Source organism: Muricoccus nepalensis, from assembly GCF_006438825.1.
Lineage (GTDB): Bacteria > Pseudomonadota > Alphaproteobacteria > Acetobacterales > Acetobacteraceae > Roseomonas > Roseomonas nepalensis.
The window spans coordinates 1-7,916 of the sequence record NZ_RCZP01000086.1 but is presented as its reverse complement, the minus strand read 5'-3'; the positions used below and the strand labels follow the sequence as shown (position 1 = coordinate 7,916).

General features: G+C 63.5%; 5 protein-coding genes. 3 read left to right on the top strand and 2 right to left on the bottom strand.

Going from position 1 to position 7,916, the window contains the following annotated elements:
• Both EAH89_RS30100 and EAH89_RS30095 read right to left on the bottom strand, forming a co-directional pair.
• Positions 1-217: transposase (locus EAH89_RS30100; protein WP_140887747.1), on the bottom strand; the 217-nt coding region annotated here is incomplete at its 3' end.
• Positions 218-311: 94 nt separating this feature from the next.
• Positions 312-1,372, bottom strand: a protein-coding gene (locus tag EAH89_RS30095; RefSeq protein WP_206667732.1) for an IS630 family transposase whose coding sequence is annotated in 2 segments (ribosomal slippage) — positions 312-889 and positions 889-1,372 — 1,062 coding nt in all. Because the reading frame shifts where the segments join, the coding sequence is not laid out codon by codon here.
• A gap of 470 nt (positions 1,373-1,842) precedes the next feature.
• Between EAH89_RS30095 and ctrA the strand changes: the two genes are divergently transcribed.
• The 3 genes from ctrA to EAH89_RS30080 all read left to right on the top strand — a co-directional run.
• Positions 1,843-2,592: a response regulator transcription factor CtrA gene (gene ctrA / locus EAH89_RS30090; protein ID WP_140887745.1), complete on the top strand. Its 750-nt coding sequence runs from the start codon at positions 1,843-1,845 to the stop codon at positions 2,590-2,592.
• A gap of 1,388 nt (positions 2,593-3,980) precedes the next feature.
• Positions 3,981-6,863: an ATP-binding response regulator gene (locus EAH89_RS30085; RefSeq protein WP_140887742.1), complete on the top strand. Its 2,883-nt coding sequence runs from the start codon at positions 3,981-3,983 to the stop codon at positions 6,861-6,863.
• 138 nt (positions 6,864-7,001) lie between these two features.
• A partial coding sequence (locus EAH89_RS30080; RefSeq protein WP_456306546.1) for an IS701 family transposase occupies positions 7,002-7,916 on the top strand: 915 nt, incomplete at its 3' end.

Sequence of the window (7,916 nt, the reverse complement as noted above, 5' to 3'; positions counted from 1 at the left end):
GCGGCAGATCCTTCGGCAGCGCCGCCCACTGACAGCCAGTGCTCAGGATGTACATCACCCCATTCAGCACCGCGCGCACGTCGACCGACCGCCTGTTGCCGCCGCGCTTCGCGCGCGGGATCAGCGGGCCGACGATCGACCATTCCTCATCGGTCAGATCGCTCGGGTAGCGCAGCTGGCTGCGGTCGTATCTGGGCCGGTTCTCGGGCGTCCACATGGACGCTCTTCTTCCTCAACCCGCTGCGGCGAGCCAATCACAACCGATTCAAATGCCTTCATCTGTTCCCGGATGGACACTAATACCAAGCGCCTCAGACTTTGACCTGTGCCCAGGAGCGGCGCGTGATGGAGGCAATCTGCTCGGGCGTGCTCATCAGCGTGGACCAAGCGTGGCAGCATGCGTCGACGATGGCGTCGTAGCTGTCCCACACGCGATGACTGAGCAGGTTCTGGCGCAGGTACTCCCAGACGTTCTCCACGGGGTTCAACTCGGGTGCGTAGCGCGGCAGCGGCAGCAAGCTGATGTTTTCGGGTAGGCTCAATCTGGGTGAGGTGTGCCAGCCCGCACCGTCGAGCACGAGGACAGCGTGCGCGCCCTGGGCCACGCAGCGGCTGATCTCGGCCAGGTGGATGTTCATCGCTTCCACGTTGACCTCGGGCAGCACGACGGCCGCGCCAACAGCACGCTCAGGGCAGACCGCGCCGAAGATCCAGGCCCAGGTGTAGCGGTGATCGCGCACGGCACGCGGGCGCGTGCCTCTCTTGGCCCAGACCCGTGTCAGCGTGCCCTGCTGGCCGACACGGGCTTCGTCCATGAACCAGACCTCGATCGGTGTGCCGGGGACGACCGCACCGACGGCCTCCTTCACCCGATCAGCGAAGCCCCCCCAAAAGCCGCCTGCGCGGCGGGGTCGCTCTGCGGGTGCTGTGGCCGCACGGAAAGACGGCGGAAGCGCAGCTTGGCCAGCAGCTTGCCGACCGTACGCTCGTGCAGGCTCACTCGGAACTCGCCTCTGATCCGCTCCTGCAGGTCGCGGCAGCGCCAGCGCACAACGCCGTCTCGCTCCAGGTCTGGTCCTTCCTCCACCCAGCGGGCCACCATCGCCTCCTGCTCACTCGAGAGCCGTGGCGTCGGACCCGGAACACGGCGGTTCACCAGCCCAGCCTTCCCCTCGGCGTTATAGCGGTGCACCCAGTCGCGCAGTGTCTGCCGATCCATACCGCAGCTTTCGGCTGCCTCCTCGCGGGACGATCCCTCCAGCACCAGCGCGATCGCCAGCATCCGGCGGGCCGCACTTGCATCACGGCTCCGCGCCGCTGACTTCCGGAGCTCGGCCGCCGAGAGATCCTGCCGCGTGATCGCCAACGCCATTCCAACCTCCCACACCAACCACCAGGAGGAGCGAATCACACCAGAGGCGTTGGTGGGTTCACATGCGAGTCAACGGTCCAGGCGCTTGGTATAACGCCTGCCTTCCGCAAGCCGGCGTTAACCTTCGGGAGGGTCGCCGCAAAAGGTTAACAGATTATGACCATTGTTCCGCAGGGCTCAGCACCCGGAGGCTTCCAAATCAATCTTAACAACTCTGGGTTGTATAAACCTACCCAAGGCTCGCTGGATGACCACCTCCCCTTCAGAGACCACTTCGGCGTTCACACGAAAGCAGTTGATTACACGCAGAATCCTGTCGGACATGGCTTCTTTGCAGCCCAACAGGGCCAACCTGCCACCTCCATTCGATGCGATTTTGCATCGTTAAGACAGAATCTGACATCGAAATGACTGGGCAAGTTCGCGCTATGGTTGTATTCATCCCTCACGCCCCGACGGATGAAAAATTCATGCGCGTCCTGCTCGTAGAAGATGACCTGACCACCTCGCGCGGGGTGACGCTCATGCTCAAGACCCAGGACATGGTGGTCGATGCCACCGACACTGGCGAGGAAGCCCTCGAGATGGCCCGCCTCTACGAGTACGATATCGTGGTGCTCGACCTCATGCTGCCGGACATGGAGGGCTACGACGTCGTCCGCCGCCTCCGCGCCAGTCGCAGCACTACCCCGGTGCTCATCCTGTCGGGCCTCTCCCGCCCGGGCGCCAAGGTGCAGGGCTTCGGCGCCGGGGCCGACGACTTCATCGTCAAGCCCTTCGACAGCCAGGAACTCGTCGCCCGCATCCAGGCCATCGTCCGCCGCGCCAAAGGCTTCGCCCAGCCCAGCATCTCCGTGGGGAGCCTCACCCTCGACCTCGGCGCTCGCGAAGCGGCCGTCGGCGGCAAGCCCGTCCACCTCACGGGCAAGGAGTACGCCATCCTCGAGCTCCTGACCCTGCGCAAGGGCGCGGTGATGACCAAGGAGGCCTTCCTCAACCACCTCTATAACGGCATGGACGAGCCGGAGATGAAGATCATCGACGTCTTCATCTGCAAGCTCCGCAAGAAGCTCGTTCAAGCCGGCTGTGAGGATCTCATCGGCACCGTCTGGGGACGCGGGTACGTCCTGCGCGACCCTGCTCAAGGAGTGGTCCGCGGCTCGTCTGCTGGCGCAGTGACGGCTCCTTACCAACATGCAGTTCCTGCAGCCTCAGTCTGAGAGGCTGACACACAACGATGAAGCTCACTCCCGTCTGGAGCTCAAGATGAAGGGGATGTTCCGATAGGCGTAGCCCCTTCGCCAGCATCCTGGGATGAGTGCTTAGCCTGCTTCCCCCGAAGTGGATCCTCTTGAGGTGCCGCTTCGGTTGCTGTTTCCCCCAGTGCCGTCACCCAAATCAGCGGACTAGGCTGCCTGCATCCGTACTAGATGTGTTGGTGTAAGCCCGGGCTGGAGGAAAGCCGATCCGACCTAACCTGACGAGCAGCACTCGCATCATGTGCCTGCGGCGGTGATCCGTCACGACAGCGCATTCGGTCAGAATGCGGTCCCAGCCGGCCCGACTACCCCGGGCGTAGACTGCCGCTGTCGTTATCTGCTTGTCACGTGCCGCTATGCCAATCCGCTCCACCGCCGCCCTGCCGTTGCACACCGTGGGGAGCAGCAGACTACGATAGGCAATAGGTCAAAACCGAGCCACGTTCTAGGCCAGGCGATGCACCAAAGCGGTTCCTCAACAGGCGATTTTTTGGGACCTCTCGGTGCCGCTCGCTACAGATGGCGCGGCACCCGTGCCAAACGGGCTACACGGTCGTCCGCTAGCATAGCAGTCGGCCTCGGGCGGGCCGGGAGCTGTTCCATGACCAAGCTTTCGAGTTTTCTTTCGCCGTCTGCCGGCTTAAGGCGGTTTGAGCATGCAATCACGGCTGGAGACATCGAGTGGTCCTGACTTCGTTGCCGCGCATGGTTTGGCTGGGAAGCTGCTTGGTCCTTGCTGCCTGCCAAGCACCAACTCCCCCACCTGAGCCGGCTGGGCAAGGCTCCATTTCGCCTACACCGCCTGCCGCGCGGGTTAGGCCATTGCCTGAGCCGCGTCCGGTTGAGGGTGTCTGGACCTTCGAAAGGCGCGACGATCTCTGCGTGGCCAGGGCTTCGCACGCCACTGTAGTACTGAACGCCGCCGTCCGGGACGGACAGGTCAGCATATCGGTTCGCCCCAGCCGAGCCTCTCCCGTCCGTGCCGGGCAGTCCGCGCGACTGTCTCTCGCCGGAACTATGGGCTCGTGGAACCTTCAGGGCAGAACGGCGAGGGGCGGAGGCGTGGAGTTTAGCGAACGCCTTGACGAAGCGAGCGCTAGCCGTCTGCAGGCGCTCGTTACAGGAGGAACGCTCGAGGCCAAGGGCCCCGGTACCCAGTTGCCCCAGCTAAGACTGGCGCCGGCCGGGCAGCCGGGGGGAGACTGGTTTGAGTGCATCCGTCAACAACTAGTTCTCTAATTGCTAGCCACTCCTGAATGTAATCGCCGGATAGAAAGGATGCGTTAACTAATTTCCGTTTGGCTCCTGCTCGGCACATACGCGCGAACTGAGGGGGCAAGGAGTCAAGCATGCTGTCCATCGGACCAATCACTGGAGGCGTCGTTAGAGCGGTGTTCCTTGGCGCCGCACTGCTCATCCCACCGGCGCTGGGGACAGTCGTCTGGTCCGGGTGGGAGCTAGACCGGCTAAGGGAGCACACCGAGGCCATGCTAGTCGCCGCTAACTCGGAGATCGGCGGGAGAGCGGACGAGCTCCTTAGGCGATTTGAGGCTACTACCGCCGGCCTGCGACCTGTGGACGTCGCCTCGGACACCATTACGCTGACAGCCAAGGTTCTCAGGTCCGAGCCGATGCTCGCTCCCGCTTCGGGACTGGTCATCGCGAGCGGCCGCGGTCGCGTGACCGCTTCCTCTTTTCCTCTCCCACCGAGCGACGTTGGGCCGACTTGGTGGTTCACCTCTGCCTTGAACCAAACAGGGCAGATTGCAGGGTTCACGGGCGCCGGCCCCGACCCGCGCCAAGCCGTGCCGTCCTACGGTTTAGTTCGGCGTCTCACCGATGGGCAGGGCGGAACTGCGGGGGTAGTTGCCACCTTCATCAGCACTGACGCAGCGGGCGGCTATCTCGTTCCTGCGTGGCTGCCATCATGGACGGAGGCGCGTGTCGGCTTGGAAGCGGTGCGCACCCCGAAGACACCCGAAGCAGTGACGCCGAGTGGCATCGATGCCCTTCTAACGAGACTGGCGACTCTATCACGAGACACGAGCGACGTTTCGGTCTCAGGATCAAGAGGTATGCTTAAGTGGTCGGTGATGCGGCCTGGTCACTCACTCGTCATGGAATTCGTCGACTCTGCAGTAGAGCGGTCAGGCGACTTCGGAAAACTCTCTTCAGCCTGGCTCGCTGCTGTTCTTCTCTGCTGGGTGACGGCAAGGAAAAGGCCCAGTGCACGAGTGGCCATAAACGTTGAGAAGGACGACGTCTCGCGTAGGCTGGCAGAAACAGAGGAGCGCCTCGCGACCGTTATCGAGCAGCGAGACAGGGTGCTTGCCGCGGTTGGTCACGATGTTCGCACCCCTATCAACAGCATTCTTGGAATATCGGCGGTCCTCCTGGACAGCGACCTGGAGGAGGCGCAGCGGCGATGGGTTCATAGGGTACGCGCCAGCTGCGAGGTTCTCATGGCCATGCTCAATGGCATGCTTGAGGCTGCGAGTGCAGAGGTCGATGGTCGAGAGACACAGATGAGTTCTGTCGATGTCAGCGATCTCGTATCTGAGGTCGCAGAGGTGTTCCGCCCGGGTGCAAACGACAAAGGGCTCGATTTTGAGGTCTCCATCTCTGACGCCGCGGCTGGTTCTTGGCGCACCGACCCGAGCCGCCTCCGTCAGATGCTGTTCAACCTCGTCGGAAATGCAGTTAAGTTCACTGACCATGGAGCAATCAAAGTGGGCCTCGCCACGCGTAGTGTCGGCCCTGCGGAGCAGCTCATACTTTCAGTATCGGACACCGGACCTGGCATTAGCGACAACGAGCGGTCCACGATCTTTGAACGCTTCCAGCGCGGTCGGAGCGAAGTCGCCGCTGGACGTGAGGGAGTTGGCCTCGGCTTGGCGCTCTGCCGCGAGATTTCGGACCTGCTCCAGGGCGAGCTTGCCTTGGAGAGTATGGTAGGGGCTGGTTGCACCTTTACTTTTTCGTTCAGCGCGCAACGCGTCGCGGAAGTCCGCCGTCCGCAGGCCATGATGATGGGCCGCTCAGCGCTGGTTGTTGGCCTCTCTGAAGTCATGCGACGGCGCGTCGTTGGCTACCTGGAGCGGCTGGGCTTTACCGTCGACGCAGCCGGCGACGGCTTCCTGGGGCTCGGTCTAGCGGAGCGTGCTGCGCACGAACATGGGGCAATGGACCTCGTTGTTCTCGATGCAGCGCTGACGGGACTTCCCGCAGACGCATTTCTCACCCGCTTGCGCTCTGGCCGGACACTCGGCCGTGCGAGAGTCGTGCTGGTCGCACAGGGCGAGCTGCCGGCAGGGGCGGAGGGGCAGGCCGATGCGATTGTGCCCCACCCCGTCGAGGAGCGCGACCTGTCACGGATTGTCAGCGGCTTCTTTGAAGGTGAGTCACCCTTCCATGCCCTCGACACGAAGGCTCCGGCCGCACCAGAGGCTAGGATACTCGTCGCTGAGGATAACAAGATTAACCAGGTTCTGCTTGTCGATGTCCTCGGGCGCGCCGGGTTCTCTGCCTTCGGTGCGAACAATGGGGAAGAGGCCATCCAGTCCGCCGAACGCGGAGGCTTTGATGTGATCCTCATGGACGTCCAAATGCCCGTGCTTGGAGGCATTGAAGCGATACGGCGAATCCGGTCTGGCCAGGGGCCGAATGCGCACGTCCCGATTATAGCCCTCACAGCGCACACTGGAGCAACAGTCCGGCGGGAATGCCTCGAAGCTGGGGCCATAATCGTCCTCCACAAGCCAGTAGATTTGGCACGTCTTGCCGGCCAAATCCGCGAGGTAATCGCTAGCGATCGGCTGTCGGAGATCGGTACCGAGCCGAATAGCGAGGGTTTTGAAGAGATAGAAATTGAGTGGCTTGACGTTCTGGTTGCTGAGGCCGGTGTAGCTCGAGCGCGTGCGTGCGTTGACGCTTTCCTTGTTGAGGGTGGAACGCGCATCAGGCGCCTTGGCGAACTAGTTGAGGTCTCCGAATGGGCTGCGGTTGCTCGGGCCTCACACGATTTCAAAGGTCTTGCCGGTACGCTTGGAGCCGCTCGTCTGGTTGAAAGACTGGAAGAGCTTGAGAGCGCCGCAACCGCCGGCGCGCGGGAGGTCGCGGCCGCCACGTTTACTCTAACTGATGCCGCTTGGCGGCGCGTCTCACCCTGCCTGAGAGGCTGCTTGGAACAAGCGATAGCGCGCAAATCGAACCTCGGCCGGCGTGCTGCATAACTTTGGCTCGACTTTGAGCCAGGAGGAGGTGGCGCCTGGGTAAGCCAGGGCCGCTTCTCCCCTTAATTCTACAGTTGAGCTTGCCGTGAGGCTTTCCCATGTGCGGCGTGGCGGCATGTCGGTTCGTGGGGGCAGGCCATGGGGTCGGATCCTCGGGACATYCTGAGTTGGCGCGAGAATTTGGGAGCGCTGCAGGCGAGACTGGGGGAGTTGTTCGTCCGGGCCGAGCCGCGGCGGCAGGCAGGCCTGTACCTTGAGGGCCTGCTGAGCGCGGCCAAGCGCAAGAACGGCTGGCAGTTGGCCGAGCAGATCGGCGACGCCCGCCCGTGGCGGACGCAGCGCGTGCTCAGCCACGTCCTGTGGGACCAGGAGGCGGCCCGGGATCTGTGCCGCGCGTACGTGCTGGAGCACGTCGGAGCCGATGATGGNCTGAGTTGGCGCGAGAATTTGGGAGCGCTGCAGGCGAGACTGGGGGAGTTGTTCGTCCGGGCCGAGCCGCGGCGGCAGGCAGGCCTGTACCTTGAGGGCCTGCTGAGCGCGGCCAAGCGCAAGAACGGCTGGCAGTTGGCCGAGCAGATCGGCGACGCCCGCCCGTGGCGGACGCAGCGCGTGCTCAGCCACGTCCTGTGGGACCAGGAGGCGGCCCGGGATCTGTGCCGCGCGTACGTGCTGGAGCACGTCGGAGCCGATGATGGCGTGCTGATCGTCGATGAAACCGGCTTCCTCAAGAAGGGCGAGCACTCGGTCGGCGTGGCGCGGCAATACAGCGGCACGGCAGGGCGGATCGAGAATGCGCAGATCGGGGTCTTCCTGGCTTATGCCAGCAGCAAGGGGCACGCGCTGATCGACCGCGAGCTCTACCTGCCCAGGAAGGAGTGGTGCGAGAACAGCGACAGGCGCGCCGAGGCCGCCGTTCCCGAGGAAGTGGCGTTCGCCACCAAGCCGGCGCTGGCCGGCCGCATGATCGAGCGAGCGCTTGATGCCGGGCTACCCTGCGCCTGGGTGCTGGGTGACGAGGTCTACGGCTCGGACCGCCGGCTGCGCATTGCCCTT